Source organism: Streptococcus sp. 596553 (assembly GCF_900411395.1).
In the GTDB taxonomy this organism is placed as follows: domain Bacteria; phylum Bacillota; class Bacilli; order Lactobacillales; family Streptococcaceae; genus Streptococcus; species Streptococcus mitis_BA.
This window is the reverse complement of the sequence record NZ_OXCQ01000040.1, coordinates 1-402: the sequence shown is the minus strand read 5'-3', so window position 1 is coordinate 402 and position 402 is coordinate 1. Positions and strand designations below refer to the sequence as shown.

Annotated in this window: 1 protein-coding gene; it reads left to right on the top strand. The window is 51.2% G+C overall.

All coding sequences use genetic code 11. The features are described 5' to 3' along the window. Positions 1 to 284 (top strand): hypothetical protein (locus DSY56_RS11715; protein ID WP_373455508.1); only part of this gene is annotated, 284 nt, incomplete at its 5' end. Positions 285 to 402 lie beyond the last annotated feature (118 nt).

Sequence of the window (402 nt, the reverse complement as noted above, 5' to 3'; positions counted from 1 at the left end):
GCCTAATGTACGCGATTTCTTTTGATTTGGTGGTTGCCGATACCGCTCAAAACCATCCGAAAGGCATTTCCCAAGCCTACGCGGATATTGGATACACCCTGCGGAAATTCGGCTTTACCCGCATTCAGGGAAGTTTGTACACCTGCCAAAACGAAGATATGGCTAACCTGTTTTCAGCCATCAACGAGCTAAAAGCTCTGCCTTGGTTTCCGTCTTCTGTCCGCGATATTCGGGCGTTCCGCATTGAGCAGTGGTCTGATTTCACAAGTCTTGTGAAGTCTTAACTGCCTTACCGTCCAACATCCGCCGCAGCCCTGCCAGTTTTTGGCGCGCTGCGGCGTTTTCTGTGCGTTTTAGGGCTTCGGGTAGGCTAGCCCCCAATACTTTGGCGATATTGCTCGG